This is a genomic window from Mesorhizobium sp. BHbdii (assembly GCF_053848045.1).
This window is the reverse complement of the sequence record NZ_JBSPKX010000001.1, coordinates 739,761-766,165: the sequence shown is the minus strand read 5'-3', so window position 1 is coordinate 766,165 and position 26,405 is coordinate 739,761. Positions and strand designations below refer to the sequence as shown.

At 62.2% G+C, this 26,405-nt stretch carries 24 protein-coding genes and 1 pseudogene; 18 read left to right on the top strand and 7 right to left on the bottom strand.

The window, feature by feature from the left end; all coding sequences use genetic code 11:
- Positions 1 to 313 precede the first annotated feature (313 nt).
- Positions 314 to 1,705, top strand: coding sequence for an NfeD family protein (locus ACWTU8_RS03680; protein ID WP_455847074.1), 1,392 nt, complete (start codon positions 314 to 316; stop codon positions 1,703 to 1,705).
- Positions 1,702 to 2,466 carry a slipin family protein gene (locus ACWTU8_RS03675; protein ID WP_029351147.1) on the top strand — a complete coding sequence of 255 codons (765 nt, stop codon included), beginning with the start codon at positions 1,702 to 1,704 and terminating at the stop codon, positions 2,464 to 2,466. The genes ACWTU8_RS03680 and ACWTU8_RS03675 overlap by 4 nt, the downstream gene beginning before the upstream one ends.
- 27 nt (positions 2,467 to 2,493) lie before the next feature.
- Here ACWTU8_RS03675 and ACWTU8_RS03670 read toward each other — a convergent pair whose 3' ends face one another.
- Both ACWTU8_RS03670 and ACWTU8_RS03665 read right to left on the bottom strand, forming a co-directional pair.
- On the bottom strand, positions 2,494 to 2,625 hold the full coding sequence (locus ACWTU8_RS03670; protein ID WP_455848376.1) for an AraC family transcriptional regulator: 132 nt from the start codon (positions 2,623 to 2,625) through the stop codon (positions 2,494 to 2,496).
- Between the two features lie 71 nt (positions 2,626 to 2,696).
- Positions 2,697 to 3,587 (bottom strand): AraC family transcriptional regulator, encoded by an 891-nt coding sequence (locus ACWTU8_RS03665; protein WP_455847073.1) that lies wholly within the window; start codon positions 3,585 to 3,587, stop codon positions 2,697 to 2,699.
- Positions 3,588 to 3,664: 77 nt separating this feature from the next.
- Here ACWTU8_RS03665 and ACWTU8_RS03660 point away from each other — a divergent pair, with 77 nt between their 5' ends.
- Both ACWTU8_RS03660 and ACWTU8_RS03655 read left to right on the top strand, forming a co-directional pair.
- Positions 3,665 to 4,813 carry a LuxR C-terminal-related transcriptional regulator gene (locus ACWTU8_RS03660; protein ID WP_455847072.1) on the top strand — a complete coding sequence of 383 codons (1,149 nt, stop codon included), beginning with the start codon at positions 3,665 to 3,667 and terminating at the stop codon, positions 4,811 to 4,813.
- 446 nt (positions 4,814 to 5,259) lie between these two features.
- A complete protein-coding gene (locus ACWTU8_RS03655; RefSeq protein ID WP_455847071.1) occupies positions 5,260 to 5,931 on the top strand; it encodes an outer membrane protein in 672 nt (223 codons plus the stop codon).
- 338 nt (positions 5,932 to 6,269) lie between these two features.
- Here ACWTU8_RS03655 and ACWTU8_RS03650 read toward each other — a convergent pair whose 3' ends face one another.
- The 3 genes from ACWTU8_RS03650 to ACWTU8_RS03640 are packed head-to-tail and all read right to left on the bottom strand — an operon-like array spanning position 6,270 to position 10,071.
- Entirely contained in the window at positions 6,270 to 8,591 is a 2,322-nt protein-coding gene (locus ACWTU8_RS03650; RefSeq protein WP_455847070.1) for a xanthine dehydrogenase family protein molybdopterin-binding subunit, read from the bottom strand.
- Complete coding sequence (locus tag ACWTU8_RS03645) at positions 8,588 to 9,571, bottom strand: FAD binding domain-containing protein (RefSeq protein WP_455847069.1); 984 nt, start codon at positions 9,569 to 9,571, stop codon at positions 8,588 to 8,590. Before ACWTU8_RS03645 ends, ACWTU8_RS03650 begins: the two co-directional genes overlap by 4 nt.
- Entirely contained in the window at positions 9,568 to 10,071 is a 504-nt protein-coding gene (locus ACWTU8_RS03640; protein WP_455847068.1) for a (2Fe-2S)-binding protein, read from the bottom strand. Before ACWTU8_RS03640 ends, ACWTU8_RS03645 begins: the two co-directional genes overlap by 4 nt.
- Before the next feature lie 368 nt (positions 10,072 to 10,439).
- Between ACWTU8_RS03640 and ACWTU8_RS03635 the strand changes: the two genes are divergently transcribed.
- From ACWTU8_RS03635 to ACWTU8_RS03585, 11 genes and pseudogenes are all read left to right on the top strand, one after another.
- Positions 10,440 to 11,072, top strand: coding sequence for a TetR/AcrR family transcriptional regulator (locus ACWTU8_RS03635; protein ID WP_455847067.1), 633 nt, complete (start codon positions 10,440 to 10,442; stop codon positions 11,070 to 11,072).
- A 531-nt stretch (positions 11,073 to 11,603) separates the two neighbouring features.
- Entirely contained in the window at positions 11,604 to 11,945 is a 342-nt protein-coding gene (locus ACWTU8_RS03630; RefSeq protein ID WP_455847066.1) for an ArsR/SmtB family transcription factor, read from the top strand.
- The gene (locus ACWTU8_RS03625) at positions 11,942 to 12,868 is read left to right on the top strand and encodes an SRPBCC family protein (protein ID WP_455847065.1); all 927 of its coding nucleotides are present in this window, start codon (positions 11,942 to 11,944) and stop codon (positions 12,866 to 12,868) included. The genes ACWTU8_RS03630 and ACWTU8_RS03625 overlap by 4 nt, the downstream gene beginning before the upstream one ends.
- A 33-nt stretch (positions 12,869 to 12,901) precedes the next feature.
- A pseudogene (locus ACWTU8_RS03620) lies at positions 12,902 to 13,057 on the top strand (dihydrofolate reductase family protein); the annotation flags it as partial.
- Positions 13,058 to 13,097: 40 nt separating this feature from the next.
- Positions 13,098 to 13,646 carry a dihydrofolate reductase family protein gene (locus ACWTU8_RS03615; protein ID WP_455847064.1) on the top strand — a complete coding sequence of 183 codons (549 nt, stop codon included), beginning with the start codon at positions 13,098 to 13,100 and terminating at the stop codon, positions 13,644 to 13,646.
- Between the two features lie 854 nt (positions 13,647 to 14,500).
- Positions 14,501 to 14,932: a dihydrofolate reductase gene (locus tag ACWTU8_RS03610; protein WP_455847063.1), complete on the top strand. Its 432-nt coding sequence runs from the start codon at positions 14,501 to 14,503 to the stop codon at positions 14,930 to 14,932.
- Between the two features lie 95 nt (positions 14,933 to 15,027).
- Positions 15,028 to 15,969, top strand: a complete 942-nt coding sequence (locus ACWTU8_RS03605; protein WP_455847062.1) for a hypothetical protein — start codon at positions 15,028 to 15,030, stop codon at positions 15,967 to 15,969.
- Between the two features lie 304 nt (positions 15,970 to 16,273).
- On the top strand, positions 16,274 to 17,134 hold the full coding sequence (locus ACWTU8_RS03600; RefSeq protein ID WP_455847061.1) for an FAD binding domain-containing protein: 861 nt from the start codon (positions 16,274 to 16,276) through the stop codon (positions 17,132 to 17,134).
- Entirely contained in the window at positions 17,134 to 17,610 is a 477-nt protein-coding gene (locus tag ACWTU8_RS03595) for a (2Fe-2S)-binding protein (protein WP_095521021.1), read from the top strand. Before ACWTU8_RS03600 ends, ACWTU8_RS03595 begins: the two co-directional genes overlap by 1 nt.
- 2 nt (positions 17,611 to 17,612) lie before the next feature.
- Positions 17,613 to 19,877 (top strand): xanthine dehydrogenase family protein molybdopterin-binding subunit, encoded by a 2,265-nt coding sequence (locus ACWTU8_RS03590; RefSeq protein ID WP_455847060.1) that lies wholly within the window; start codon positions 17,613 to 17,615, stop codon positions 19,875 to 19,877.
- Positions 19,878 to 19,944: 67 nt separating this feature from the next.
- Entirely contained in the window at positions 19,945 to 20,190 is a 246-nt protein-coding gene (locus ACWTU8_RS03585; RefSeq protein WP_455847059.1) for a MoaD/ThiS family protein, read from the top strand.
- Positions 20,191 to 20,551: 361 nt separating this feature from the next.
- Here ACWTU8_RS03585 and ACWTU8_RS03580 read toward each other — a convergent pair whose 3' ends face one another.
- A complete protein-coding gene (locus tag ACWTU8_RS03580) occupies positions 20,552 to 21,445 on the bottom strand; it encodes a LysR family transcriptional regulator (RefSeq protein ID WP_455847058.1) in 894 nt (297 codons plus the stop codon).
- Between the two features lie 312 nt (positions 21,446 to 21,757).
- On the opposite strand from ACWTU8_RS03580, the gene ACWTU8_RS03575 reads away from it, so the two are divergent.
- The 3 genes from ACWTU8_RS03575 (at position 21,758) to ACWTU8_RS03565 (ending at position 24,900) form a co-directional block, all read left to right on the top strand.
- A complete protein-coding gene (locus ACWTU8_RS03575; RefSeq protein WP_455847057.1) occupies positions 21,758 to 22,846 on the top strand; it encodes an alpha/beta hydrolase in 1,089 nt (362 codons plus the stop codon).
- A gap of 172 nt (positions 22,847 to 23,018) precedes the next feature.
- Positions 23,019 to 24,098: a PQQ-dependent sugar dehydrogenase gene (locus tag ACWTU8_RS03570; RefSeq protein WP_455847056.1), complete on the top strand. Its 1,080-nt coding sequence runs from the start codon at positions 23,019 to 23,021 to the stop codon at positions 24,096 to 24,098.
- A 40-nt stretch (positions 24,099 to 24,138) separates the two neighbouring features.
- Positions 24,139 to 24,900, top strand: coding sequence for a glucose 1-dehydrogenase (locus ACWTU8_RS03565; RefSeq protein WP_455847055.1), 762 nt, complete (start codon positions 24,139 to 24,141; stop codon positions 24,898 to 24,900).
- Between the two features lie 404 nt (positions 24,901 to 25,304).
- Here the strand turns inward: ACWTU8_RS03565 and ACWTU8_RS03560 are convergent, their stop codons facing one another.
- The gene (locus ACWTU8_RS03560) at positions 25,305 to 26,315 is read right to left on the bottom strand and encodes an aminopeptidase (RefSeq protein WP_455848375.1); all 1,011 of its coding nucleotides are present in this window, start codon (positions 26,313 to 26,315) and stop codon (positions 25,305 to 25,307) included.
- Positions 26,316 to 26,405 lie beyond the last annotated feature (90 nt).

The following is a 26,405-nucleotide window of genomic DNA, read 5'->3' as shown; positions in this document are numbered from 1 at the left end:
GATCGCGGCCTCATCCAGCTTGGGTTCCTCGCCCCCACGAAAGTGGGGGAGAGGTGGCTCGGCGAAGCCGAGACGGAGAGGGGGAACCGCGCTCTACGAAGCCCCCTCTCCGGCCGCTTCGCGGCCACCTCTCCCCCGCTTCGCGGTGGGCGAGGAACCCAGGTCTTGAGAGTTCGAGCGACAGCACCCCCTCTGCCCTGCCGGGCATCTCCCCCTTGCGGGCGAGATCGCCAATCGCCATTGCGCCGCTGCGCGCGCCGCAGCATGGATTTTGGCAAAATCGGGCCCATATCCCTGATAGGGAGCTTTGAGCGTGAAACTCGCGCGTGTGGCCCTGCTTGCCGCGGCTTTTGTAGCCGCTGTGTTGGTTTCTTCCGCAACCGAAGAGGCGAGCGGCCAGGAGAGGACTGCACTGCGCATCGAGATAGACGGCGCCATCGGTCCGGCGAGCGCCATGCAGTTCGAGGAAGCGCTGGCGGTGGCCGCAGAGCGGAACGCCGAGGTTTTCATCCTGCAGATGGACACGCCCGGCGGGTTGGTCACCAGCATGCGTGAGATCATCGCCGACATCCTCGCCTCGCCGGTTCCCGTCATCGGCTATGTCGCGCCCGCCGGCGGGCATGCGGCGAGCGCCGGAACCTACATCCTCTACGCAACCCATGTGGCGGCGATGGCGCCCGGCACCAATCTGGGCGCGGCAACGCCAATCGAGATGGGCGGGCCGCTGCCATCCTTTCCTGGCGGCGACGACAAGAACAATGGCCCAGAAGCCGGCAAGGACCCGAAGAGCCCACCGGCGGGCGATGCGATGATCGCCAAGGCGACGAACGACGCGGTTGCCCTGATCCGCAGCCTGGCTGAACTGCGTGGGCGCAATGCCGATTGGGGTGAAAAGGCGGTGCGCGAGGCGGCCAGCCTGTCGGCCAACGCGGCGCTGCAGGAGCGTGTCGTCGACTTCGTCGCCCGCGACACGACCGAACTGCTTCAGCTGGCTGACGGGCGGACGGTGGAAATAGCCGGCAGGAAAGAGGTGTTGGCGACCAAAGGGCTGCCGGTTGAAACGCTGGAGCCCGGCTGGCTCATCCGGCTTCTCGCCGTCATCACCGACCCGAACATCGCCGTCATCCTGATGCTGATCGGCGTTTATGGCCTCGTCTTCGAGTTCACCAGCCCGGGCGCGGTCGCGCCAGGCGTGATCGGCACGATCTGCCTGCTGCTCGGGCTCTATGCGCTCAATCTCCTGCCGATCAGCTATGCCGGCCTTGCCTTGATGCTGCTTGGCATCATCTTCCTCGTCGTCGAGGTCTTTAATCCCACAGTGGTGCTTGGGCTGGGAGGCGTGGCGGCGTTTCTGCTGGGCGCTGCCATGCTGCTCAGGATCGAGGGGCCCGGCTTCGAGATGTCGTGGGCCGTCATCGGCACGGCTGCCGTCCTGACGCTCGGTCTGGCGCTGCTGACCGGCAGCTATCTGTGGGCGGCCCGCAAGAACGTTCCGCGCGTTGGCGCACAGGCCATGCAAGGGCTGCCGGCCAAGGTCCTCGACTGGGAGGGCAGCGAGGGCCACGTGCTGGCCCGGGGCGAGCGCTGGCGGGCGAAGGCCGACGAACCCGTTGCAGTGGGCGACAGCGTCGAGGTGGCTGACGTCAGCGGTCTCGTGCTGACGATACGGCGTCGCAATGTGAGAAGCGATGGAGCAAGGCAGTGATCATCGGTTATGTGGCCTATCTGGTAGCAGCGCTCGTCGTGGTCATGTTCCTGTCCGCGGCCATTCGCATCCTGAGGGAATATCAGCGCGGCGTGGTCTTCACGCTCGGCCGCTTCACCGGGGTCAAGGGCCCCGGCCTGATCATCCTGATCCCGTTCGTGCAGCAGATGGTGAAGGTCGACCTGCGGGTGGTGGTCCAGGACGTGCCGCCGCAGGACGTGATCTCGCGCGACAACGTTTCGGTGAAGGTCAACGCGGTGCTGTATTTTCGTATCGTCGACGCCGAGCGGGCGGTGATCCAGGTCGAGGACTTCATGACCGCCACCAACCAGCTGGCACAGACCACTTTGCGCTCGGTGCTCGGCAAGCATGAGCTCGACGAAATGCTGGCCGAACGCGACAAGCTCAACAGCGATATCCAGGAGATTCTCGACCAGCGGACCGATGCCTGGGGCATCAAGGTCTCCGACGTCGAGATCAAGCATGTCGACCTCAACGAGAACATGGTCCGCGCCATCGCCAAGCAAGCCGAGGCCGAACGGCTGCGGCGTGCCAAAGTGATCAATGCCGACGGCGAACAGCAGGCGGCGGCAAAACTCGTCGAGGCCGGCAAGATGCTGTCCGAGACACCGCAGGCCATGCAGCTGCGCTATTTCGAGGCTCTCCATGACATCGCCGGTGAGCGCTCGTCGACGGTCGTGTTTCCGGTGCCGATGGACCTGCTCGGTCATTTCATCAAGCCGCCCGGCGAGGAGAAGTGAGTTCACCGACGGGCCGGCGTCCAGCTTTCACCTGGCGCTCTTTGGCGTATAGCCGAAGCGCCGACGAAAGCAGCGATTGAAATACGATATGTCGCTGAATCCACATATCAGGGCAATTTCGCTGACCCGCATGCCGTCGTTGTGTCGCTGTGAGAGCATCTTGTGTGCTCTCTGCAAGCGCAGTTCGAGCACGTGCTCGGCAAACCTGATAACCGGTTTCCTGAAGAAGATCATGGACATAGCGGGCCGACAGGCCGAGTTCTTCCGCCACGCGTTGCGCCGAGATGACAGGGTGGGTCGGCAAAATTGTCCGCGATCTTCGCCAAAATAGCCTGCACCCTGGCTGCTCGCAGACCGCGCAAGCCGGCCAATTCAGCCGCCTCGCCTTTTGCTCCGGTCGCCAGGCCGATCAGATCGACGATCGTTTCCGTAGCGTGGGTTATCAGTTCCGGCGCGACGAGTGGACTGCCGTCTTCAAGAAACCGGCAGTAACGCTTGAGGAGATTGAGAGCTTCATTTTCGGCGCCGATCTTCAACCCCAACCTGTCATCGATGCGCGGGAAGGCATCCGCGAGGATGGCGCGCGGGATCACCACGTTCATCCATACGTTCTTGTCGCTGCCGATTATTTCCAGAGGCTCTGCCGCTGTGACCAGGGCCGCTTCTCCCTGGCCGACGTCATAGTCACGGCCGACCTGGGCTCCGGCCAGTATGGTGTCGGCCTTGTTGATCAGCAGAAGGTAGCCGTCATTGTTGTCATCGGCGATATTGCTCACCTTCCTCGTCGCATGCTTGATAGTTCCGGACATCTGGCCAAGAACCACGGGTCCGATGGCCGCGGCTTCGATCGTGGCCTCGAAAGGCAGATTTTCGGATATGCCGTATTCGACCGACCATATCTCCGCGACATGGATATCTTGCCAGAGGGAAAATCGCTCGCGTTCGCTAAGATGCGAGGGCAATTGAGCCGATGAGAACACCGTCTTTTGCGACAATCCGGCACCCCGATAAATATCCACAATTTCATAAAATATCGAACGCGATGCTTCCCATTCCAGGAATAAGCAGCGACAAATCGCTCGGCTTTCAACTGATCGAATTGAACCCTTAATCGAGCTCAACCACGCGGGCGTCACCGAAAAGTATGACGCCGCGAAATCCTTCGATGCGAGATCGGGGGCATGTAAGGATTGGAGGCGTGGTGGAGAGGCTGAGCAGCGAAGCACTTAGTTCGATCATCGGTGATATCTACGATTGCGTTTTGAATTCGGAAGGCTGGGCTGATGTAATGATCCGGATCACAAAGGCCATCGACGCGGCCTACACCACCATCGCGCTTGCCAGCACCGCCGACAATCATGGCCGCTTCACCGCTCAATCGCCCTGGGATCCCGTGCAAATGCGCGCGCTGCAGGAGGACTATGACTTTGATGGGATTCCTGGACTGAAGGCAGCAGTCGTTGGCGACATTGACACGCCCGTTGCGACGCTGTCGCACATGAGTGAAGCCGAACTCCAGCAAACGCCATTTTTTCAGAATTGGGCCAAACCGCAGGGATTGCGCGAGGCTTGCATCACCAAATTCGTTCATACGGCGGACCGGATCGGGCTCATGGGCTGCACCACGCGGGCCAGCAGGGGGACTATATCAGTTGAAGATCAGCGTTTCCTGGCATTGCTATCGCCGCATCTGCGTCGCGCTTCCCTGATTGGAGATCTGCTCGATCAGGCCCGCGTTACCGCCAGTCTCTATCGCGAGGCGCTCGACTACCTGGCTGTGCCTATCGTTCTTACTGGCTCCAACGGAGCAATCCTCCATGCGAATGCGGCTGCCGATCAGATGTTTTCCGTGCAAGGTCCTATCCTTTCCAGGAAAGGCCTGCTCCAGGCGCAGAACCCGGTAGCAGCCCGCGCTCTGCTGGAAGCCATCGCCAGTGCCGCGGGCGCGGATGCTTCACTTGGCTGCCGCGGCATAGGCCTGCCTGTTTCAGGCCCTGGTCAACCGCCCGCCGTCGCGTATGTTTTGCCGTTGACCGAAGGAACCGCGCGCGCGGTTTTTCGGCCCGCATGCGCGGCCGTCTTCGTGTCGACCACGACGTCCTCTTCCCCACTCCCGGAGGCCGTTCTCACCACGCTGTTCGACCTTACTCCCGCAGAGGCGCGCGTCCTCCTGCGGATCGGTAGCGGATTGACTGCGTCCAAGACCGCGTTGTCCCTCGGTATCGGTGAAAACACTTTGAAGACCCACCTCAACCGCATCTTCGCCAAAACCGGCACGAGGCGCCAAGCGGATCTCGTTAAACTCGTTTCGGACATAGGCACGCCCCTCGCGCCTGCCGGATCATAATGGTGAACCCGGCTAAAGCTGGCGATCTCCGGCAAGCGGAGAGTCCGGCAACTTCATGGTCGTGCCCTTCATGCAACGTCGGAGATTGGCGAAAATGTCGATGACGGCCGATCTCCCCCCAAGTGGGGGAGATCGGCCGTCGTCTTGGCTTTCGCCAACTGCCAACGCCGCCCAGGCAGTTCAAGCCTCTCGCGCCCCTAAATCAGCTTCTCGAGCGAGATCCGCAGATTGCGCACCCTTTGCCGGGTGACGCCCGGGTCGACTGAGGCCGAACAGCCACACTGACCGGGAAAGTGCTGCGGTGCGTTCCGGGACAATTCGGGTGCGGTCCTGCCCAAGACGCGGCCGGCGGACAATGCAACACCGGAGTCTCGACACCACCTGGATCTCCGCGGAGCAATTCCGCAGCGGGGAACGCAACACCTTTTTGGGGCAGCATACAAACAATGAAAACGATTCTTCTCGCTACAGCCTTCATTCTCGCGCCTGTCGGTATGGCATCGGCGGCTGATATCAATGAGGTTTTGCCTGTTGACGCCGCCTACAGCTGGTCCGGCCTTTATGCGGGCGTTCACGTCGGCTACGCAGCCGGAACCTCCGATCTTTTCGTCGCCAACCCCGGCATTACCAGCTCCCTGGATCCCGACGGGTTTATCGGCGGCATCCACATCGGCTTCAATCAGGAAATGGCGAGCCGCTTCGTGCTCGGTGCCGAGGCCGACATTGTGTACAATGACGTAGATGGACTGACGGCCTTCTCCAGCGGTTTGGTTAAGAGCGAGATCAAGTGGTCAGGTTCGGCGCGGCTGCGGGCTGGCTATACCTTCGATCGGACTTTGCCTTACATCACTGCAGGCGTGGCCGCGGCCAAGTATGAAGCGACTTTGATCACCGGCACCCCCCAAGGCAACATACTGATCCACGACGAAACCCATATTGGCTGGACGGTTGGAGCCGGCGTTGAGCACGCCTTCACCGACAAGTGGCTCGCTCGGGTCGAATATCGCTACTCCGACTTCGGCAGCAAGGATCTCTCGCTGGCAGATGGTGTTAATACGATTGCGGACGTCGATCTCCAAACGCACGATATCCGGGTTGGCCTTAGCTACAAGTTCTGATCTGCCGAATCGAGCACGTTGATGATTGGCGAAAGTCGAGATGACCGCCGATCTCCCCTTGCGGGGGAGATCGGCAGGACAGAGGAGATGGGAAAGATCGCGGCTTCATTCCAGCTTGGGTTCCTCGCCCCACGAAAGTGGGGAGAGGTGGCTCGGCGAAGCCGAGACGGAGAGGGGAACCGCGCTTTACGAAAGCCCCCTCTCCGGCCGCATCGCGGCCACCTCTCCCCCGCTTCGCGGTGGGCGAGGAACCCAGGTCTTGAGAGGGACAGGCCTCCCGCCAGACATTCCCCGCAAAATCCCACAAGGGGGAGATCCGCAGTTTCGCCGTCTCGCCCCTAAATCAGCTTCTCCAGCGTGATCGGCAAATCCCGCACTCTTTTGCCGGTAGCGTGAAACACCGCATTGGCGATCGCCGGCGCCACGCCGACGATGCCCAGCTCGCCAACGCCCTTGCCGCCGAGCACCGAAGAATGCGGGTCGGGGATGCCGACCGAGATCACCTCGATGTCGGGAATGTCGGCATTGGTCGCGATCAGATAGTCGGCCAGATTGTTGTTGACGATGCGGCCGTGGCGGCGGTCGACGATGCCTTCCTCCAGCAGCGCCTGGCCGATGCCCATGATGATGCCGCCCTTCCACTGGCTTTCGGCGAGCTTGGGATTGTAGAGCCGGCCCGAATCCAGCGCCGACACCACGCGCGACACGCGAACCGTGCCGAAGTCCTGGTCGACGCGCACCTCGACGAAATGCGCGCACCAGCTGTGGCGGGAATAGTCGCCCTCGGTGTGCGACAGCGCCGTCGCGATGGTCGTGTAGTTCTTGTAGCGATCCTCCGCCGTCGAGTTGGCCGGCATGGTGTCGCCAATCGCCTCAATCTGCTCGCGTCCGACGCTGGCGAGCAGCTCGGCGATGGAGACATCAGGTCCCTCGCCGCGCGGCGACTTTATGCGGCCCTCAGCGACGACCAGCGTGTTCGCCTGCAGCGAATGGAACGGCGAATTTGGATCGCTGATCGCCAGCCCGACCAGCTGGTCGAGCGCGGCAGCCGCCGCCTTGTGCACGGCGCCGGTCATCACAGCGGCCAGCCGCGACCCGCCGGTGACCCCGGCGCGGGCGTAGCGGGAGTCACCCAGCTTCACCACGACGTTCTCAGCCGGCACGCCCACCACTTCGGCGGCGGTCTGCGCCAGGATCGTATAGGTGCCCTGCCCCATGTCGATGCTCGAGCTTTCGACCTCGACCGAGCCGTCGGCGAGAATGCGCACCATCGCCTCGCCATAGGCGCGCCGCACCGGATAGGTGCCGGCGGCGACCCCCCAGCCGATCAGCTGGTTGCCGTCGCGCATCGAGCGTGGCTCTGGCGAGCGCCTCGACCAGCCGAAGGCCTCGGCACCGGCAGCGTAGGCCTCGCGCAGCTGCCGTGTCGACCACGGCTTTTTCGCCTCCGGATCCTGCTCGGCATAGTTCCTGAGCCGGATTTCCAGCGGATCGATGCCGACTTCATAGGCGAGTTCGTCGATCGCGCTTTCGATGCCGAAGGCGCTCGGGTTCTCGCCCGGCGCGCGCAAAGCGCCCGGCACCACGGTGTTGACCCGCACGACATTCTGCCGCGACGAGAAGTTCGGCGTCGCATACATGATCGAGGTGACCGAACCGAGCGGCTCGACCCACATGCCGTCGACTGAGGTCTCGTTGACGCCGCGATGGACGATCGACTGGATCTTTCCCTCGGCGTCGGCGCCGAGCGCCACCGTCTGACGTGTCGCCGCCCGTCCGCCATAGGCGGTGAAGGTCTGCGGCCTGGTGACCGCGAGCTTCACCGGCCGTCCCAGCATTTTCGCGGCCATCGCCGCCACCGCGCCATAGCCGTAAGCGAACGCCTTGGAGCCGAAGCCGCCGCCGATATAGGGCGAGACCAGGCGCACATTCTCGAACGGCACGCCGAACCATTCGGCATAGGTCCGCGCCATGCCGTCGAGCCATTGGCTGGGCTCCCACACCGTCAGCCGGTCGCCCTGCCAGCGCGCGATCAGCCCATGCGGTTCCATCGGCGCCTGGTATTCGCGCGGCGTGTTGTAGGCGGCGCAGATCCGCACCGGGGCGGCGGCGAAAGCCGCCTGCGCATCGCCCCACTCCTTCGTCATCGCGTCGATCGGAATGCCGTCGCCGGCCTTCGCATCGCTAAGGTCGACGATCGCCGGCGTCTCGTCATAGGCGACCTTGACCAGCGCTGCGGCCGCGACGGCCTGCTCGAAACTCTCGGCCACCACCGCCGCGACGTGCTGACCGCTGAAGGTGATGTTGCGCGCCAGCGGACAATAGGGAACGTTCGGCGGCGGCGTGCCCAGCCAGTCCGTTGCGGTGTTGAGGCGCAACGCATTGTCGGGCGTCAGCACCAGAACCACGCCCGGCGCTGCCTCGGCCGCAGCCGTGTCGATCGAACGCACCTTGCCGGCTGCAATCGTGCTCTCGACGAGAACGGCGTGGGTGAGTCCGTCAAGCTGCTGCTCGACCGCGTATTTTGCAGCCCCGGTGATCTTGGCCGGGCCATCGACGCGCGACAGCCGCCCGCCAACCTGGTCCGCGAGGACGGCGCCGTCCGATGCGTCGCCCCTCTTCGAACCATCATGTCTTGTTCTCAACTCGTGAACGGTCATGCCGTTTCTCCCACTTTGAGGATGGCGCGGGCGACGACGCGCGGCGCCAGTTCGATCTTGTAATGGTTGGCGCCATGGTCGACAGCGCCTACGATGGCGAGCGGGCTGACGCGCCGGACCGTGTCAGTCTCCAGAACCTTGCCTTTCAGCGCCTCTTCGACGGCGCGTGCGCGCCATGGCTTGGTGGCAACGCCGCCGAGCGCCACGCGCAAATCCTTGATCGTCCTTCCGTCGGCCTCGAACTCGATGCCGACGGCGGCACTTGCGGCAGCGAATTCGTAGGATTGCCGGTCGCGGATTTTCAGATAGGTCGAGCGCTGGGCGGCAGCGGAAGCAGGAATGCTGATCGCGGTGATCACCTCACTTGGCGCGATCGCATGCTCCCTGTCGGGCGTGGCGCCCGGCAGCAGAAAAAAGTCGTCGACCGCGACCTGGCGGTCGCCGAGGTGGACTGTTGCGTCGAAGGCGACCAGCGCCGTCGCCAGATCGCCCGGATAGGTAGCGATGCAGGCCTCGCTGGTGCCGAGCACGGCATGGCCACGGGTGACGCCGCCGATCGCCGAGCAGCCGCTGCCGGGCGTGCGCTTGTTACAGGCGGGAAAATTCGCCGGGTCGCGGAAATACGAACAGCGCGTGCGCTGCATCAGATTGCCGCCGATGGTCGCCATGTTGCGGAGCTGCGCCGAGGCCGCCTGCCACAGCGCTTCCGAAACGGCGGGGAACCGGCTCTTGATGGCGGCATGGTCGGCGACGCTGCTCATCTTTGCCAGCGCGCCGATCATGGCGCCCCGGTCGTCGACCGTGATCCTATCCAGTCCCTTGAGATGAGTGATGTCGACCACGGTGTCGGGTTCGGCGACGCCGCATTTGGCGAGATCGACGAGCGTCGTGCCGCCGGCCAGCAGCATGGCGCCGGGCAGCGCCGCCGCCTGGCGTGCCGCATCGACGGAATTGGCGCGCAGATACGAAAAATCCCTCATGACACGGTCTCCATGGATGACGCAACCTCCAGTGCCGCCTGGCGCACGGCGGCGACGATGTGCGGATAGGCGCCGCAGCGGCAGAGATTGCCGGCCATATATTCGCGGATCTCGTCATCCGAACCGGCATGGCCTTCGCTGATGCAGGCGACCGCCGACATGATCTGGCCCGGCGTGCAGTAACCGCACTGGAAGGCGTCCTGTTCGAGAAAGGCGGCCTGCACCGCGTGCAGCGTGCCGTCGCCCTCGGCAAGCCCTTCGATGGTGCTGACCGCCCTGCCCTCGGCCTGGGCAGCGAGCGTCAGGCACGCCAGCACGCGCTGGCCGTCGACATGCACTGTGCAGGCGCCGCATTGGCCCTGGTCGCAGCCCTTCTTGGTCCCAGTCAGGCCGAGATGGTCGCGCAAGGCGTCGAGCAGCGTGACGCGCGGCTCGACCTCCAGTTCATGGCGATGTCCGTTGATTTGAAGGTGGATGGGAATTCGGGTTTTGCTTGTCATGGGGCGTCTGGCTCCAGTTGCTGACGCGGTGCGGCAAGAGCACCAAGGGATGGTGAGGGGCTAATCTCCCCCCTTGAGGGGGAGATGGCCGGCAGGCCAGAGGGGGTCGCCTCGCGTAAAGCGCCAACCTGCACTGTCGCAAGGGAGGAGGCCGCGTCCGGTCGAACCGACCCCCTCTGTCGCCTTTGGCGACATCTCCCCCACAAGGGGGAGATCCCGCTCTCTCCGACTTGCAAGCTCTCAACACGTGACATACCGGCCCCCCGATTATATGATAGAGGCGCTCCACTAAAACGGAGGCGCCTCCGTTTATTACGTGGGGGCTGAACCGATCGAGTACAAGCCCCGTATTCGCAGTGGAGAAAAAATTGGCTTCGCAGCCGCCTGCAACCGCCAAAGACAAGCCTGACGCGACAGCGGCAAAACCGCTGCGCGCCGATGCGCAGCGCAACCGCGACATGCTGGTCGAGGTCGCAGCAGTGGCCTTTGCCGCACATGGCGTTGATGCCTCGCTGGAGGAGATCGCGCGCCAGGCCGGCGTCGGCATCGGCACGCTCTACCGGCACTTTCCGACGCGCGAGCATCTGGTCGAGGTGGTCTACCGGCGCGAAGTGGAAGGCCTGTGCCAGGCCGCCGACGAGCTCGCCCTTCACCATTCGCCGGACGTCGCGCTCGAACAATGGATGCAGCGCTTCGTCGACTACATCGCCACCAAGCGCGGACTGGCGACAAGCCTGCGCATCCTGCTCACGACGAACTCCACATTGTTCTCCGACGTTTCGGGCAGGGTGACACTTGCCTTGCGGCGGCTGATCGAAGCGGCGGTGGCCGACGGCTCGATCCGCAGCGACGTCGACGCATCGGACGTTCTGCACGCGCTGGGCGGCATCTATTCAGCGCCCGACACCAAGGACTGGCGCGACCGCTCGCGCCGGCTGGTATCGCTGCTGATGGACGGGTTGAGGTTTGGGGCGGGCAGGTCGGCGAAGGGTGGCGGGTGAAGGCTGGGCTGCAGTCGAACCTCCATGCTCTCTCAACTGGCGTGGAGGATCCGAAAGCGATCTGGTTCCGCCGGATTTCGATCAACGATTTGGATTGGCGACCAAGCCATTGCCAAACGCTGGTTCCTGGCGTGCGGGAGAACTGGATTTTCCCGCTAGTGCCTTCAACTGCAACGCACGCCAGGGTTCGGCAGTGCGCTCCCGGTCCACGCCGCGAGATGAAGTTCGCGTTGGGTCATTTCCGATGCTGGCGCTTCCTACGAGCATCTAGGTGTTGAAGCGGAATGGAATAAGGACGTGAACCCATAAATCAGGATTGACCGAAATTGGTGTGAAGCGGAACGGCGGCTTCAGGAATTTGTCTTCGATTGCCGGCATTGGGGTGCACTCGCATCGTTGCGAGCAACTTCTCAGCGGACTCGGCAACGGAAGCCGCCTGCTCCAGGAACTCGGCGCGTTGGACGGAAAAAACTTAGCAACTTGACGAAGTTTTCGCTTGCGCCACCGGCAAATTGGGCGATAGTTAGCGACATGGCTAAGCATGATCTTGATCTATCGCTGCTCTTCCACGCGCTCGCTGATCCGACCCGCCGGTCGATCCTGACCCGGCTTGCCGAAACTCCTGCGCAGGTGACGGATCTGGCTGGTCCCACGGGACTGCGTCTGCCCACGGTGATGCGGCACCTTTCCGTGCTGGAGAAGGCAGGGTTGATCTCCACCTCCAAGGACGGGCGGATACGCACCTGCGCCATCGTGCCCGAGGCCCTGGACCCGGTGCGGACATGGCTCGATGAACAGCGCGCCATCTGGGAGGCTCGGCTCGACCGGTTGGACGCATTTGTGATGAATGTGATGAAGGAGCGCGCAGAATGACACAGAACCTCGCTTCGAACAGCGCGACCCGTGCGGTGCCTGATGATAGGAAAAGCCGCTTTGCGACACTCACCTTCGAACGGGACGTAGCTGCGCCATTGGCCGTACTGTGGGAGGCATGGACCGCCCCGGTCGCGCGGGCGATCTGGGCTGCGCCATCAGCCTCGGTTACCGTCGAGTTCTTGGAGGCCGACACTAGGGTGGGTGGACGCGAGATCTCGCTCTGCAAGGTAGAGGACCAGCCTGACGTCCGGTGCGAGAATGGCTGGCTTGCGCTGCAGCCAGCGGTGTGCAGCGTGAACTATGAGGTGATCTCGTGCGAAGGCGTGACGCAATCAGCAGCGCTGGTGACAGCAAATCTTTCAGGCACGCACGAGCGCAGCCGGCTGGTCGTGACGGTGCAACTTTCATCGCTGGCGCAGGACATGGAAGCAGGCTACCGGGCAGGCTTTGGTGCCGGCCTGGACAACCTCGCGGGCGCGGCCGAACGAACCATGGTGCTGCAGCGGGTAATCCAGGCGCCGCGATCCATCGTGTGGGGCGCGTGGATGAACCCTGAAACGCTGCCGCAATGGTGGGGGCCGGAAGGCTTCTCCTGTCGAACGAAGAGGATCGACTTGCGAACGGGCGGCGAATGGGTTTTCGACATGATCGCGCCTGATGGCACGGTCTTCCCGAACCACCATCTCTATAACGAGGTCCGGCCCGAGGAGAGGATCGGCTATACGCTGCATTGGGGCGAGAACGGGCCGAAACATGCCGACGCGTGGGCCTCGTTCGAGGATCAGGACGGGGCAACAAAGGTGACGCTGGGCATGGTATTCAGCACGGCTGCCGAGTTCCAGGAGGCGAAGGGCTTCGGTGCCGTGGAACTGGGATTGCAAACTCTGGGCAAACTGGAACGCTTCGTCGCATCCCGCTGAAATGCCGCGACTTCCCGTCGGCTCGAATTAGGGGTTGTGGACGAGGTCCTCATCTATGTCGCGCCCGTTCTCATCGGCGACGGCATCCGCCTCTTCAGCCAGAACGGCATGGAGCCGGTCAGGCTGGAGAAGACCGAGGTCCCGGAACCGGGGCGGATCACCAACATGCGCTTCCGCTTCACGGGATAGGCCGAGAATTCACAAAGGGATACACGAAGAGGCGGGTTCTATGAGAAAACTGATCATATGGGACATGGTGACCGTCGACGGCTTCTTCGAAGGTCCGGACAGGGACATCAGCTGGTTCGTCTTCGAAGAAGAACTCGAGAACTACATTCGTGAGACCCAGGAAAAGGCCGACACGCTGATCTTCGGCCGCGTGACCTACGAGCTCATGGCAGCCTATTGGCCGTCCGAGCAAGGCTGGATCGCGGACTTCATGAACAAGATCGAGAAGGTGGTCTTCTCGCGCACGCTGAAAAGCGCCGACTGGAACAATACGAAGCTCTTCAACGGCAATGTCGCGGAAGAAGTCTCCAAGCTGAAGACCAGGGACGGCGGAGACATCTTCGTGTTCGGCAGCGCCGACCTCACGGCGACCCTGATGGAGCACGGCCTGATCGACGAGTATCACCTCGGGATAAACCCCGTCATTCTCGGGAGAGGTACGCCGCTCTTCAAGGGCGGCCCGAACCGGATATCGCTGAAGCATCTGGAGACGAGGACGCTCAAGTCAGGTGTTGTCATTCTCCACTACGCGCCGGAAAGCAGACAATGACGATTGGTCGGCGGATGAGCTTCGGGCCCTCTGATCAGAAGTCTGGCACCTGACTCCGCACCGGTGCGCGGAATGCCAGCGGAGCAGGAACGAGTAACTCCGCCCTGAATTGCGTCAGATCCGAAAGCCTATGCGAACAAGCCGACTGCTCGATCGTAAAAATGGTCAAGAGAGCAGCGCCTAGCGGCAATCCGGGCGGCTTCAAGCAATTCCTCGCGACACGAGGCGCCGTCCCTGTAGGTTGCGATGACCACGCGCGCGATCATTTGGGCGTCCTCGTTGTCAAGCTCCGCTCCGCCGGACCGCAAAGTTTCCCGAACCACACCCCTCAAGAGATCCAGTTCAATGGGTGAAAAGACGCCCATATGGGGCGCGGATGTGCACTCCACGGCCATCAGAATTCCTCCCGCCGTCACGATATCAAACACGCGAGAGATTACAACTAAAGTATTAGGCAACCGCTTCGGAGGCCGTTTCGACACCCGAACACCGCTGCAACCTTGCTATGCCGCATTTGCCCGAAATGCCGCGAAATGCTTTTCTCACGTCGGGCAGACAGAAGTGGTGCCATCTCATTGCCGAAGCGTGCGCAGACAACGATCGACGTCGAGGAAATGGACGGGCGCTGGTATATTAAAGTAAACGTCGAGGGTCGCGATAGGCGCGCCCTTGGCCCCTTCAAATCACGTGAAGATGCACGGGTAATAGCGAACGAGCAGCGCGATCGATTGAGAGATGAAGGCAAATACTAGCGTTGAGGCGGTTGCCGGACGCAACCTCTTACTAAAACAGGTTGCGCCGTATGACGTGCAAACGTCGCTAATGGGATCAGACCGGCTATCGGTGGAGTACTCGTGAAGAAGACTGTGGTTAGGGTTGTCTGTGCCATCGGCCAAGCGGGGCAGCTCGGCCTCAATGGTGGCCTTCCGTGGGAAGGCAACCGGTCGCCGGAGTTTGTCGCTGACGTTGCACGATTTTTCGACCTCACCAGAGGGCACGTCTTGCTCGCCGGTCCCAAGACGATCGCAAGCATTCCGGATTTTGCTCGCCCGGATCGGGAACTTGTCGTCGTTCGCTCCAGCATGGATCCGGAAGACACGCTCCGGCGCTTTGCCGGCCGTGTCGTCTTCATCGGCGGCGGTCCACCGGTGTGGGACGCCTACGCGCGCTTCGTCAGCCATTGGGATGTCACCCGGCTGCCGTATGACGGGCCGGCAGACCGCTGGTTCGATGCAAGATGGCTTACGGGAGGTGGCAACGTTGCCAGAAATCACCGCGACCAATGAAGGCTCGGATGTTGACGCCCGCTGCGAACATGTAGGTGTTGAAGCCGAATGGTATTAACCTGCACGGTCTCGGGCTTCAGCGAGCTGGCAAACGCATGGATTTCAGCACCTTCTCAGGGCAAGGCTATTTCCTCATCGGCGGCCTCATCCTGGTCGGTGCCGGGCTTCTGATCCTTTCGCTGATCGTCAATGCTCGTGTGGCACACAATGTCCGCCACGACATACGCCATCGTGAAAAGCTGCTGGAATATTATCGCAACATCTTTTCCCAGCTCGGGGTGATCCTGATCGGTATTGGCGTTTCTCTGTTCATCTTCTTTTTTCAGCAGAATTATCAGGACCAGCGCAAACGCGAAACGGAGCTGCAGCTGGTTCTCGCCAAACTGGCCGCGCGCATTGCTCGCGGCGCCGCCGTCGTCGAATACCTTGGCGAATTCGATGCGCTGCTGGATGATGGCGGGCCTTATATCAGCCCCGAACTCGGTGGAACGAATGCCGCGATCAGCGCCCACGGGGCGGAACTCGGCAAGCAGGTCGCCGAGATCCTTTTGGTAGAGCGCGACGTCGAGGTTCAAGCGTTCGAGATCCTGAACCTATCGCGCGATTTCGAAGCATCGTTCGTCGTCAACGAACTCGACCCCGCGCTGTGGTTCAACATCGTCCGGGATGAGAGCGAGATCAAATATGCCACCACTCAGCTTGCCCTCGACTACAAGGACCTGCAGGATGCGATCGGCGGAGACTCGATCGCGGTTGCGATCGCAAATCCTGAAAAGGAGGCAAAGATCAAGCAGGAGGTGCTCGACATCTTTTATGATGCCGACCTCTTGCGCCAGCGCAGCAGGAGACTTCTCGGCCGTGCGTGCTGGCTTTTCAGCAAGGGGCGCAGCTTCGTCAACCTTGGACCGGTCAACGAGATCGAGGCCGATGCCAGGTCGCACCAGGAATGGATCGATCGGTCGAAACGCTTCCTGACGCAGTTGAAGTCTGGAAGCGGCGATTGTTTCAAATTGCTCCAGTTCAGCCCGGCGCTCTGAGTCGAGAACGCGCCGGCAAACGCCCGCCGCCCTGCGGCTCTAGGATCCAGACTCCATCAGCTGGCTACCGCCGATGGTCGATATGGGTGGAATGTTGCCATTCGTCTCGTCGATCGGGAACGAGAAAGTGGTTGATCCGGACGGAACTGCAAGAGTATCCCGACACGGGCGCACGCCAGTTCGGGTAGATTTGGACTCGGTTTTGCGCCGCCTGGCCTAATCGCTGCTGATGCAGAACCGGATGACCATTCCGATCCAAGGCTCTATAACAGGCCGACAGAATTGCGATGATCAAGGGGAGACGATGCGCTACATACGTCCGCTTTCAATGGAAGACGCCGTTGGCCAGTTGGCCGGCTCGTCTGGCACGGCCGCCATTCTCGCCGGAGGCAGCGACCTCCTGGTGAGGATGAAAGGCGGCTTTATCGAGCCCGACCTGATCCTCGACATCAAGGCAATCGATGGGCTCAGCGAAATCAGGGAAACGGCGGAGGGCTTCAGCATCGGTGCGGCGGTCTCCTGCGCCTTGATGGGGGAGAGCGCGGCCTTGAAAGGGGAATGGCCGGGCGTCGTCGAAGCGGCCAAGCTGATCGGCTCGAAACAGGTGCAGGGACGCTGTACCATCGTCGGCAATCTTTGCAACGCCTCGCCGGCAGCCGACAGCGTGCCGGCGCTGGTAGCCGCCGGCGCCATGGCATTGATAGCCGGGCCAGCAGGCAGGCGCACCGTCGCGGTAGAGGCAGTGCCGACCGGGCCGGGCAAGACGTCGCTCGCCAAGGGCGAGATCATCGAGGCGATCCTGCTCGACAGGCGCGCGCCGCGCTCCGGCGATGCCTATCTGCGTTTCATTCCACGCACGGAGATGGACATCGCCGTGGTCAGCGCCGGGGTGAACCTGACGCTCGATGAACAAGGTATCGTCAAATCGGCCCGCGTGGCACTGGGCGCCGTGGCGCCGACGGTGCTGCTGGTGGAAGAGGCCACCGAGGCCCTCATCGGCAGGAAGCTGGACGAAGCCGCGCTGGAGCGGCTCGCCAAGGTCTGCTCCGGGGCCTGCCGTCCCATCGACGACAAGCGGGGCACCGTCGAGTTCAGAAGAAAAGTTGCGGGCGTGCTGGCCAGGCGGGCCGCCACGACCGCCTATGCACGTGCAGGAGGCAAATGATGGCTGGTGTAGCAGTCTCAACCACAATCAACGGCGACAATGTCGAGTACCTTTGCCAACCGGACGAGACGCTGCTCGACGTGCTGCGCGACCGCCTCGGGCTGACGGGCGCCAAGGAAGGCTGCGGCACCGGCGACTGCGGCGCCTGCAGCATCATCCTCGACGACCGGCTGGTGTGCTCGTGCCTGGTGCTTGGCGCGGAGGCTGAAGGCCGGCGTGTCGAGACCATCGAGGGCATGGCGCATGGCGACAGGCTGCATCCGCTGCAGCAGAAGTTCCTCGAGCACGCAGCGCTGCAATGCGGCATCTGCACGCCGGGCTTCCTGATCGCGGCGAAGGACCTTTTGGCCAAGAACCCCGACCCGACCGAGGAGGAAATCCGCTTCGGCCTCGCTGGGAACCTCTGCCGCTGTACCGGCTATGACAAGATCGTGCGCGCCGTCCAGGACGCCGCCAGCGTGATGAAGGGAGCGTGACGATGAATTTCGATCCGCGTTACTCCAATCGCAGTTTCACCTCCGTCGGCACGCGTCCCATCCGCCCCGACGGCGTCGACAAGGTGACGGGCCGCGCCCGCTACGGCGCGGACTTCAACATGGCCGGCCAATTGGTCGGGCGTGTTCTGAGAAGCCCGCACCCCCACGCCACGATCAGGAAGATCGACACATCGAAGGCGGAGAAGCTCGCCGGCGTGAAGGCGGTGATCACCGCGGCCGACCTGCCCGACCTCACCGACGGCGATGCTGCCATGTACGACATCCTCGACAATTGCATGGCCCGCAAGAAGGCGCTCTATGACGGCCATGCCGTGGCCGCGGTCGCCGCTGTCGACGCCCGCACGGCGAGGCAGGCGCTGAAGCTGATCGAGGTCGACTATGAGGTGCTGCCGCATGTGACCGATGTCGACGAGGCGATGAAGCACACGGCACCCCTACTTAACGACGCCATCTTCACCGAGGGCCTCGAGGAAAAGCCCGTCAAGCCTTCCAACGTCACCAAGCGCACGCAGTTTGGCCATGGCGACATCCATGAAGGTTTCGGCCAGGCCGACTTCGTCGTCGAACGCTCCTTCAAGACCGAGCAGACGCACCAGGGCTATATCGAGCCGCATGCCTGCGTGGCGAGCGTCAGCTCCGACGGCACCGCCGACCTTTGGGTCTGCACGCAAGGCCATTTCGTCTACCGCCAGCACTGCGCCCAACTGCTTGGCATGGAAGCCTCCAAGCTGCGCGTCACCTCGTCGGAGATCGGCGGCGGTTTCGGCGGCAAGACCCATGTCTGGGCCGAGCCGGTGGCGCTGGCGCTGTCGCGCAAGGCCGGCCGACCGGTCAAGCTGGTGATGACGCGTGACGAGGTGTTCCGCGCCTCCGGCCCAACCAGCGCCACCTCGATCGACGTCAAGATCGGCGCCCGCAAGGACGGCACGATCACCGCGGCCGAGGCGACGCTGCGCTATTCCTGCGGCCCCTATGCCGGCATGTGGGCCGAGATCGGCGCCATGACGGCGTTCGCCTGCTACAGGCTCGAGAACGTCAGGACGGTTGGCTACGAAGTTCTGGTCAACCGGCCGAAGACCGCCGCCTATCGGGCGCCGTCGGCGCCGATGGCGGCGTTTGCGGTGGAAAGTGCGATCGACGAACTGGCCAAGGAGATCGGCATGGACCCGGTCGAATTCCGGATCAGAAACGCCGCACAGGAAGGCACCAGATCTTCCTACGGCCCGGTATATGGCCCGATCGGCATCGGCCCGACGCTGGAAGCGGCGAAGAACCATCCGCACATGAAGGCACCGCTGGGCAAGAACCAGGGCCGCGGCATGGCTTGCGGCTTCTGGTTCAACTTCGGCGGCCAGACCTGCACCGACCTCAACATCGGCATGGACGGCTCGGTTTCGCTTGCCGTCGGCACGGTCGATGTGGGTGGTTCCCGCGCGTCGCTGTCGCTGGTGGCGGCGGAGGAACTCGGCATCGCCTATGAGCAGGTCAAGGCTGTGGTGGCTGACACATCCAGCCTCGGCTACAACGACATGACGGACGGCAGCCGCGGCACCTTCTCCTCCTCGATGGCGACGATCTCGGCCGCCCGCAACACCATCAAGATCCTGCGGGAACGCGCCGCGCAGATGTGGGACATTCCCGTCGACGACGTGGTCTGGGAAAAGGGCCACGCCATCGCCAAAGGCGAGAAGTACGGCAACCTTGCGGCGCTGTCGCTGAAGGAGATCGCGGCGGCGTCAGGAAAAACGGGCGGGCCGATCGCCGGCCACAGCGAGCTCGTCGCCGACGGCGCCGGCGTCTCCTTCGCCACCCATATCTGCGATATCGAGGTCGATCCGGAGACCGGCACCACGAGGGTCCTGCGCTACACAGTCGTGCAAGATGCCGGCAAGGCGGTGCACCCGACCTATGTCGAGGGGCAGTACCAGGGGGGCGCTGCGCAAGGCATCGGCTGGGCGCTCAATGAGGAGTACATCTACGGCAAGGACGGGCGGCTGCAGAACCCCGGCTTCCTCGACTACCGGATCCCGGTCTGCTCGGACCTGCCGATGATCGACACGCAGATCCTCGAGATCCCCAATCCCAACCATCCTTACGGGGTGCGCGGCGTCGGCGAGACCTCGATCGTGCCGCCGCTGGCGGCGATCGCCAATGCGGTGTCGAACGCCGTGGGCGTGCGGATGACGCATATCCCGATGTCGCCCCCGCGGATTCTCGCGGCGATCGAGGCGGAACGGGGAGGCTAGAGCATGATGCCGAAAAGTGCGAAGCGGTTTTCGGATAACATCATGCTCCAATAAGGGTCTCGGTACGATGGTCGAAGTAACGCTCTGGGGATCGCTAGGCCAGATCGCCGGAGGCAAGAACAAGGTCGAGGTCGAGGCCAAGGACATAAGGGAGCTGTTCAGGAAGCTGGCTGAGCAGTATCCCGGCTTCGAGCCCTACATCGACCGCGGCATCGCCGTCGCCATCGACGGGACGATCTATCGCGACACGTGGTCGAAGGAACTGCCGGAAGGGGCGGAGATCTTTTTGCTGCCAAGGTTGGTGGGGGGGTGAGTGGGGGACCTGCCTCCCCCTCGCCTAGCATCAAGGTCTCGAACGTCGTTGATTGGGCCGATTCCAGACTGTCCGGTTCCATGCCGTGCCCAAGGGATAGCTGCCTTTCGGCACCCGACCCCTCTGTCGCCATTCTTGCCATAACCGTCCTAACGCGAAAGCTGTCATTCCTTCAGTATCTACCACATGGAAGAGGTGAGCCCAAAAAGCGGCCATCGTGCTCACGCTCACGGTGACGAATAGCCGACGTGTGGAAAGGTCGGGACCTTAGGCGCACGACCGCAGGTCGTTACCATGGCGCAGCCCTGATCGCGAGAAATCAAACACTTATGGTGGCGTCACAGGGACGATGCTCTAGGTGCTAGGACTTCTGCCGGAGCGCATCGAGGACCACCTTGAACGCCGCGGACGGTTGCCGACGGCTTGGGTAATAGAGGTGATACCCAGGATATGACGGGCACCAATCGGCGAGCACCTGAACTAGTCTTCCGGCTTCGATATCAGGTTTCGCCAAGCCATCAGGTACGAACCCGAAACCGTAGCCACTTATCGCGGCGTGCAAAATCTGCCTGATCCCGTTGCAGATGACCTGACCGTCCACTCGGACCCTCAACTCTTCCCCGTCTTTCTCGAATTCCCAGGCGTAGGTTCCGCCATGTGTGGGGAGTCTGAGGTTAATGCACTGATGCGACGTCAACTCTTGAGGCTTTATCGGAATGCCCCGCTCTTCGACGTATGCTGGGCTCGCAATGACAATCATCCGTTGGTATGGGCTGATGCTCACCGATATCATGCCTTGTGATACGATCTCCCCAAGCCGAACGCCCGCGTCGAACCGCTCGGCCACGATGTCCGTCAGCCCGTAGTCGACGATAAATTCGACCTTGATGTCGGGATATTGACGCAGGACCTTCTCGAGTTTCGGCCAGAGCACAGTGTCGATGGCGTAGTCTTCGGCGGTAATGCGGATCGTACCAGCAGGCTTCTCTCCCAGCTCGGTGATTGAAAAGAGCTCGGCTTCGATCTCCTCGAACCGCGGAGCGATCGTGTTCAATAGTCGCTCACCTTCGGCTGTGGGAGACACGCTGCGTGTGGTGCGGGTCAGGAGTCGAAGCCCGAGACGGGACTCGAGTGCCCGTATCGTATGGCTGAGCCCCGATTGCGACATGCCCAACTGTGCGGCGGCTTTCGTGAAGCTCCGTTCCCTCGCTACGACGATGAAAGCCAACAGGTCATTAACGTTCGCACGCAGCATCTATCCACTCTGATATACATCCCAAGGGAACATACCGTCTGAAACGCAGAATATCATCACCGATTATTGCTCTTCAAGAATAAGTCGTCAGAGCCGATATGGCTGACAGTGCATAATAGTTGAAGGAAGCTGCGGAGGGACCGCCCACTTTCTCGACGGGCGCCATCCTTTCGAAGCCGCGGAGGATGGCATGCCATGTCATCGATTTATGCGCCCGGTACATAAGCGCTTGCAGATCGCGGGCGATAATCAGTCAGACCCTCCCAGACTATATTCCTCCTGCAACCAATCAGACGGCAAGGGAGAATAGCAATGGAAAATGGGCCCATTGGATCGGATGACCGGCAGGAAACAATCGGCATCGGTCGGCGCGAGCTTCTCAAGCTGGCCGGGGCAAGTGCTGCTGCGGCAGGCGTACTCTCACTCGCTGCCAGCCCTGCGTTCGCTCAAAATGCTGGAACATGGGACAAGACCTTCGCGCAAAGCGCGCGCGTGGAGCATCGCAAGGTTTCGTACGCTAACCGCCTCGGCATCAATCTCGTCGCGGACATGTATATCCCTAAGAACATCGACACCTCGCAACGCCATCCCGCGCTAATCGTCGGTCATCCATATGGCGGTGTCAAAGAGCAGACAGCCGGACTCTACGCCCAGACGATGGCGGAACGCGGCTTCATCACCATCGCACACGACGCCTCGTACAATGGCGAAAGCGGCGGCCAGCCTCATTTCATCTCGTCGCCGGAAGCCGTTGTCGAAGACTTCAGCGCAGGCGTCGACTTCCTTGGTCTCGACCCGCGCGTCGACCGGCATCGCATCGGGGTTATCGGCGTTTGCGCGAGTGGCGGTTTCGCGCTTGCCGCCGCACAGATCGATCCCCGGATGAAGGCGGTCGCGACCGTTAGCATGTATGACATGGGCGGCGCGAAATGGGCATGGAACGGTCAAGAGATGGCGGCTGACGCACGGATCGACATGCTGACCAAAATCGGCGAACAACGCTGGGCCGAGGCCGCGGGCGCGCAGAAGCAATACGGCGCATTGCCTGAAGCTCTGACGCCCGAGACGGATGCGATCACGCGGGAATTCTTCGACTACTACCGGACGCCCCGTGGCGCTCATCCGCGCGCGACAACTGCGATGAATGTTTCCGGTGACCCGATTTACCTGCATTTCCGGCCGTTCGACCGTGTCGACATGATCTCGCCGCGGCCCGTGTTGCTTATCGCAGGCGAAAACGCGCATTCTCGGTTCTTCAGTGAACAGGCGATCGAGAAGGCGGCTGAGCCGAAGGAGCTGTTCATCGTGGCGGGTGCTGGCCACGTTGATCTGTATGACAAGGTGGACCTCATCCCTTGGGACAAGCTTGAGTCCTTCTTCGACGAACACCTCTCAGTCTAGTAGGTGCGGTGTTGCAAAGGCGAGACGGCCTTTTGATCTGCTGAAGATCAGGAGGCTGCCCTCCGTCCATTCGCAAAACCTAACGCCCGCTGCGAAGCTATTCGCTCCTTCATCCGGCGTGACCAAATAGCGTGAATGGCTGGCGGCGCGATCACTCCCACCGGTGACCATCATGACAAAAAAGACTCTTAGATTGGCATTCGCGTTAGCTTGCATCTTCAACGGGACCATGGCCTCCATCGCATGGGCACAGGACGCCTCGCCCCCGCACTCCGTCCTCGGCATGACCACCAACGATTGGGCCGTCGAGACCGTCGTGGAAGACCTCGACTATCCCTGGGACATCGAAGCCAGCGGCGGCAGGGTCTTCGTGACCGAGGCCGCCGGCAATATCGTCGTCGTGCAGGACGGCCAGATGCGCAGATATGCCGTGCAGACTTCAGTCGCCATAGCCCGCGAGGGCGGCGGTGGTCTTCTCGGCATGGCGTTGGCCAGGGAGTTCGAGACTTCGGGCGTGGCCTACTTCTACCACACCTACCGGACGGACAGCGGGCTGTACAACAAAGTCATCGAAGCCGCCTTCGACGGCAACTCGTGGCGGGAGACCCGGACGCTTCTCGATCGAATCCCAGGACACAGGCTCTACAACGGTGGCCGTCTGGCAATCCGGCCCGATGACAACCTCTACGTCACCACCGGGTGGACCGAGGACGGCGACCTTCCGCAAGACAGTGACAGCCTGGCGGGAAAAGTATTGCGGATGACCTTGAGAGGCGAGGTACCTGCCAACAATCCCTTCCGGGGATCCTATGTGTACTCCTTGGGCCACCGCAATCCCCAAGGCTTGGCCTGGAGCCCGGATGGCGAGATGTGGGTCGCCGAACATGGTCAATCAGCCCATGACGAGATCAATCACATCCGACCTGGCTTGAACTTCGGCTGGCCGCTGATCGACGGCGACGACCGACAGGAGGGAATGGAGACCGCACACCTTCATTCCGGCAACGATACCTGGGCACCCTCGGGTATCACGTTCAGAGGGGGCGAACTTCTCGTGGCCACGCTGGTCGGTCGGGGCATTTACGTTCTCGACGAGCGAGCGAACGATCTCAAGCCGATCTATTCATCGGGGGACCGGTTCAGGGACGTGCTCTCCATCGGCGATGACGTCTATGCCATCACAACGAACCGATCGCCACGAGGTGAAGGTCCGTCCGACGATCATCTCATCAAGCTGTCGCCCAAGCGCTAGCGGCCGACACTCTATCTCCAACAAACTACGGATAACTACCATGAACATCTCTTTTGAAAACAAAGTTGCTCTCGTCACGGGCGCCGCGTCCGGCATGGGGCTGGCAACCGCGCAAGCTTTCGCGAAAGCCGGCGCGGCCGTTGCACTGGCCGACGTCAATGAAACTGCGGTGCGCGCGGCGGCTGACTCTCTGACTTCTGCAGGGCATCGGGCGATTGCCATTCAGTGCGACGTCGCCGACATGGAGCAGGTTGCTGCCATGGTCGAAAAGACGGTCGCGGAGTTTGGCAGTCTCGATGCCGCGTTCAACAACGCCGGAGTCCAAAGCCCCGTCGCCGAGACCGCCGACGCGGATCCCAAGGATTACGACTTCGTCATGGGCGTAAACCTGCGCGGTGTCTGGAACTGCATGAAGTACGAGCTGCTGCAGATGCGCAAGCAAGGCTCCGGAGCAATCGTGAACAACTCCTCGCTCGGCGGCCTGGTCGGGATCGCGGAACGCGGCATCTATCATGCTTCGAAACATGGTGTGGTCGGTTTGACCAAGAGCGCCGGGCTCGAATACGCCGCTAAAGGAATACGGATCAACGCGGTCTGCCCAGGCATCATCGAAACGCCGATGGTGACCGGGATGCTCGAGACCCAGCCGGAAGCAATGGATGCGTTGATGCAGGTCGTTCCCATCGGCAGGCTTGGCAAAGCGGAAGAGATCGCCGACGCCGTCCTCTGGCTTTGCGGCGACGCGGCGAGCTTCATCGTCGGACACGCTTTGCCTGTCGATGGTGGCTACACCGTCCAATAGCCCGCCCTACCAATCCTAATGCCGATCGGCACGTTGGATGAATATCCGTTTCGGGAAGTTGCACCTGTTCCACGCTTTTCCATGACTTCTTCGTCCAGCGTGCCGACCCGCTTTCGATGACCGCAATTGACGCACACATGCTACCTCGCCAGTGCTCTGCATTGTCCGCTTTCGAGACGCCGCTTGGGCGGACTCGATGACTGAGATGCGGCGCAAAGCGGTCGGTCATGCCCGTCTGAACTGCACTGCAGGCACACGCGATTTCCGACGCCGAACTTCACATGCCGAACGGCGCCGCGCCCCCCTACGCCCCCAACGTCGGCTCCGGATTCACCTCCAACGCCTCTTCCGCCTCATCGTCCTCGCCGAGAATCTCGCCGTTCAGCCCGCCGTGCTTGTTCAACTCAATCACAGCTATTCACCGCCTTCAGCACTTCGGCACGGGAAGGTTTGTCCGCGATCCGTCGAACAGCCGCATAAAACCTTGGATAGTCGCCGGAACACAGGTCGAACAGGCGAAGAAATGCCGGGACCTGTTCGCCGTAGACGGAAGTCGCGGCGAGCTTTGCGTTGTTGATCGGCTGATCGAACCAGGCGTCATATCCCCGGTATCCGGCCCTGTCGCGCATGTGCCGGTAGCGCATCCGCAGCCGGTCGATCGTCGCTGCCTTGGCGGCCGCCATCTGCTGCGGGTTACGGGGACTTCCATAGACCTGGGCCAGATCGTCGCGCGTTTTCGCCACCAGTTTGAGAAAATCGGCACTGCGCCTGCGAGCGGCTTCGTAGCGGCGCAACCCGGCCCGATCGCCGGCGGCGCGCAGCCATTTCCTTGTGCCGGTGGTTTCGACGGCAACCGCGAAAGCCTCGTTGAACGCGGAATCGCCCTCCACATAGAGCCGCTGGTGCGCCAGTTCATGGAAGACCAGGCTTGCGAGATAGGTGTCGTCCTGACGAAGCATGGTGCTGAGCAGCGGGTCGCTGGACCAGCCCAGCGTGGAATAGGCGGTGATGCCTGTGACATAGACGTCGAGCCCCTGTCTCTGAAGCTCGACAGCGCTTTGCGTCGCGGATTTCCGGGAGAAGTAACCCCGGTACGGTACGCAGCCGAAGAGCGGAAAGCACCATGTGCGTGGCGCGAGCGAGAATTGCGGCGCGGCAAAAACGGCCCAGGTCACCGCGTCCCGGTGGATGTCGACATAGCTGCGGTAGCTGCTGTTGTCGGGCAGCGACAGTTCATCTGTCGCAAACCGTCTTATGGCGCTCGCCGACGTCAGCTTGCTGCGCAACGCCTTGGGCGTCGAAGGGTCACGAATCAGTTTTCCAACATTTTTGCGCGCCGCCATGATCTGCACATGACCCTCCAGCGACTGCGCGTAGTAGGAGATGCTTGTGCAGCCGCTCACCCCGAACGCCATGGTTAGCGCGGCCAGTAGTCGAAGAACGCGCCTCACCGTTTGCCCACCGCCTGCTTGTCTCCCCAATGGAGTCTTGCTCTCACAGGCGCG

Coding starts and splice junctions, on each gene's coding strand:
- ACWTU8_RS03595 (WP_095521021.1), top strand. CDS start 17,134: ATGGCTGGTGTAGCAGTCTCAACCACAATCAACGGCGACAATGTCGAG.
- ACWTU8_RS03575 (WP_455847057.1), top strand. CDS start 21,758: ATGGAAAATGGGCCCATTGGATCGGATGACCGGCAGGAAACAATCGGC.
- ACWTU8_RS03645 (WP_455847069.1), bottom strand. CDS start 9,571: ATGAGGGATTTTTCGTATCTGCGCGCCAATTCCGTCGATGCGGCACGC.
- ACWTU8_RS03580 (WP_455847058.1), bottom strand. CDS start 21,445: ATGCTGCGTGCGAACGTTAATGACCTGTTGGCTTTCATCGTCGTAGCG.
- ACWTU8_RS03605 (WP_455847062.1), top strand. CDS start 15,028: ATGGATTTCAGCACCTTCTCAGGGCAAGGCTATTTCCTCATCGGCGGC.
- ACWTU8_RS03570 (WP_455847056.1), top strand. CDS start 23,019: ATGACAAAAAAGACTCTTAGATTGGCATTCGCGTTAGCTTGCATCTTC.
- ACWTU8_RS03670 (WP_455848376.1), bottom strand. CDS start 2,625: ATGCTCTCACAGCGACACAACGACGGCATGCGGGTCAGCGAAATTGCC.
- ACWTU8_RS03590 (WP_455847060.1), top strand. CDS start 17,613: ATGAATTTCGATCCGCGTTACTCCAATCGCAGTTTCACCTCCGTCGGC.
- ACWTU8_RS03640 (WP_455847068.1), bottom strand. CDS start 10,071: ATGACAAGCAAAACCCGAATTCCCATCCACCTTCAAATCAACGGACAT.
- ACWTU8_RS03650 (WP_455847070.1), bottom strand. CDS start 8,591: ATGACCGTTCACGAGTTGAGAACAAGACATGATGGTTCGAAGAGGGGC.
- ACWTU8_RS03625 (WP_455847065.1), top strand. CDS start 11,942: ATGACACAGAACCTCGCTTCGAACAGCGCGACCCGTGCGGTGCCTGAT.
- ACWTU8_RS03560 (WP_455848375.1), bottom strand. CDS start 26,315: ATGGCGTTCGGGGTGAGCGGCTGCACAAGCATCTCCTACTACGCGCAG.
- ACWTU8_RS03585 (WP_455847059.1), top strand. CDS start 19,945: ATGGTCGAAGTAACGCTCTGGGGATCGCTAGGCCAGATCGCCGGAGGC.
- ACWTU8_RS03655 (WP_455847071.1), top strand. CDS start 5,260: ATGAAAACGATTCTTCTCGCTACAGCCTTCATTCTCGCGCCTGTCGGT.
- ACWTU8_RS03565 (WP_455847055.1), top strand. CDS start 24,139: ATGAACATCTCTTTTGAAAACAAAGTTGCTCTCGTCACGGGCGCCGCG.
- ACWTU8_RS03630 (WP_455847066.1), top strand. CDS start 11,604: ATGGCTAAGCATGATCTTGATCTATCGCTGCTCTTCCACGCGCTCGCT.
- ACWTU8_RS03600 (WP_455847061.1), top strand. CDS start 16,274: ATGCGCTACATACGTCCGCTTTCAATGGAAGACGCCGTTGGCCAGTTG.
- ACWTU8_RS03615 (WP_455847064.1), top strand. CDS start 13,098: ATGAGAAAACTGATCATATGGGACATGGTGACCGTCGACGGCTTCTTC.